This window comes from Candidatus Magnetaquicoccus inordinatus (assembly GCF_004217665.1).
GTDB lineage: Bacteria > Pseudomonadota > Magnetococcia > Magnetococcales > Magnetaquicoccaceae > Magnetaquicoccus > Magnetaquicoccus inordinatus.
Genome location: NZ_RXIU01000329.1, coordinates 1 through 2,632, shown reverse-complemented (window position 1 = coordinate 2,632; position 2,632 = coordinate 1). Strand labels below are relative to the sequence as shown.

Annotated in this window: 2 protein-coding genes; both read left to right on the top strand. The window is 46.2% G+C overall.

What is annotated here, in order from left to right:
* Window positions 1–233: 233 nt before the first annotated feature.
* Window positions 234–1,013: a DUF5131 family protein gene (locus tag EJP87_RS15285; protein ID WP_130472724.1), complete on the top strand. Its 780-nt coding sequence runs from the start codon at window positions 234–236 to the stop codon at window positions 1,011–1,013.
* 14 nt (window positions 1,014–1,027) lie between these two features.
* Window positions 1,028–2,278 (top strand): three-Cys-motif partner protein TcmP, encoded by a 1,251-nt coding sequence (locus EJP87_RS15280; RefSeq protein WP_130472723.1) that lies wholly within the window; start codon window positions 1,028–1,030, stop codon window positions 2,276–2,278.
* Window positions 2,279–2,632 lie beyond the last annotated feature (354 nt).

The following is a 2,632-nucleotide window of genomic DNA, read 5'->3' as shown; positions in this document are numbered from 1 at the left end:
ACAGAGCGATGGATCTACTGCTAAAAGCGTCCATGTAAGATCTTTGGTTTTGCAACCTGACGGCCTGGGTCGTCAGGGGGGCAATGTTTATTGTGTTTCATTGTCGGCTATACGACGTGTCTAAAACATCTAACAAGATAATTCAGACAAAGCATTGGATTACTTGCCAAACATCCAATATTATTATATAATTAAGCGATGTTGCGGTTTCATGTCAGCCTCTGGAGACAAGAATGGGCAAGGATTCCAAAATCGAGTGGACGCATCACACTTTCAACCCCTGGTGGGGGTGTGCGCGCGCATCTACAGGGTGTGCAAACTGTTACGCAGAAATTTGGGCTAAGCGGGTCGGAGCTCACCTATGGGGCAAAGAAGCTCCTCGCCGTTTTTTTGGTGATAACCATTGGCGCAACCCGATGAAATGGCAGGCTAACGCTGAACAACAGCAACAAAGACAAAGAGTTTTTTGTGCTTCAATGGCTGATGTTTTTGAAGCGAGAAGCGATCTTGATCCGTGGCGCGCACGTTTATGGACACTGATAGAACAAACACCCGATCTGGACTGGCTTTTGGTCAGTAAACGTCCTGAGGAAATAACAAATATGGTGCCATGGGGTAATAACTGGCCAAATAATTTATGGCTAGGCACAACTGTTGAAACGCAAGATTGGGCAGAAAAACGCCTCGAAGCCATACTTTCTGCGCCCGCCAGGATTCATTTTGTCTCTTGTGAACCATTGCTTGGCCCTTTGGATTTAAAACCATGGTTGGGAACCGGACAGATAGATTGGGTAATTGTTGGTGGGGAATCTGGCGCCAAAGCGCGTCCAATGGAACCCGCATGGGCCGAGGATCTTTATCAACAATGCTTAGACAAGAACACGTTTTTCTTTTTCAAGCAGTGGGGAACTTTCGGGGCAGATGGAATCAAGAGAGGTAAAAAAGCTAACGGCAAGTCTCTTGTGGGGCGTGAAATACAGGATCTACCTGTGCAGGCGTGTATTGCAACATAAAGTCACGAGGGGTCATGCCGAAGGTTCATTATAAGTGGGGTGATGACAATAACAAACCACCTATTATTCATCCTCATAGCATTGCAAAACATGAGGTACTACGACGCTACCTTACCCGTTATATCCAGGTACTGACAGCCAATTGGCACTTTTCACTTCTTCGTTTAGTATTGGTTGATGGCTTTGCCGGTGGCGGCATCTACAGAAGGTGGGATGATCATCAGGAATATGAAGGTTCTCCTCTGATCATGATGCGAGCTGTCCATGATGCAACTAACCTGATCAATCAGGAACGCACGAAAAAGATTGAGATAAATCCGACATTTATCTTTGTAGAACAAGACCTTGGCGGTTTCCAGAGCCTTGAACGTGTGTTAAATGAAAGCGATATTCCTTTCCGTCAGAACGTTACCACTCACCATGGGTCATTTTCTGATAAACTACTTGAAATTATTAATAATATCAAATCAACAAGACAGGAACGCGCTATCTTTTTGCTGGATCAGTACGGTTATCGTGATGTGCCGATGCCCCTCATCAGACAAATCTTTCATAATCTCCCAAAAGCGGAAGTGTTATTGACTTTCTCTGTCGATGTTTTGATCGATTATTTCAATGCAGAACGCACACCGGCGGTACTGCAACAGATTGGGCTAGAAAGATACACATCCAAGGACAACAATCCGACAACCCGCAAACTATGGAGGAAACAACTGGAAATTGGGTTGAGCGAGGGTATTCGCGTTGAGTCAGGGGCGTTTTTTTATACGCCCTTCTTTATTCGTTCTTCTGCCTGTCCACGCGGATATTGGTTTATCCATTTATCAAATCACTTCCGCGCCAGGGATGAGATGATGCGCTTGCACTGGGCTATGCACACACACTTCATCCACCATGGAGGACACGGACTGGATCTATTAGCTTACGATCCAAGGCACGACCCGAAAGTAACAGGGCAACAAGCCTTTCTCTTTGGCGACACAGACAGGGAACAAAGTATCGAACAATTACGGGAAGATATTCCTAAATATATCTTTGACCAAGTTGGATCCAAGGGTGTGTCTTTCGAGGCGTTCTTGCACCAAAAATTCAATGATACTCCTGCCCACGTTGATATGATCAGGGAAGTTCTCGGTGCCGCAATATACGAAAGGGATCTGTTGGTCCGTGGCCCACAGGGTGAAAAAAGACACAAAGGAACAGCAATCACCCCCAAAGATGTCATTCTGCCCAATCCACAACTAAAACTGCCATTTATTTATTAATTGGCTGGCAGTCACGAAGCGCCGCATATAATTATGTAATTGTTGAATTTACTGGACATTGAAACAACCTAACCGGAAACAGCGAAAACACCCACCTAACGATAAGAATTGCTATCGGGCATCACACCTCCCCCTGCTAACATCCGTTATCTTCACCTTCCCGAATCACCCTCCCTATCCTGTCGGTAGGATCAACCCCTACCGACAGGAACGCCATGCCCACCACCGCCTGCCTAGACGCCAGCATTACCATTACCACCATCGCCATTATTGTGGTCATTGCCCTGCTTTGGGGACTGTTTGAGTACCTGAAAAGCCAGGAGCGTATTATTGCGGCTCAAGTACGCAGTCGGG

Coding starts and splice junctions, on each gene's coding strand:
- EJP87_RS15285 (WP_130472724.1), top strand. CDS start 234: ATGGGCAAGGATTCCAAAATCGAGTGGACGCATCACACTTTCAACCCC.
- EJP87_RS15280 (WP_130472723.1), top strand. CDS start 1,028: ATGCCGAAGGTTCATTATAAGTGGGGTGATGACAATAACAAACCACCT.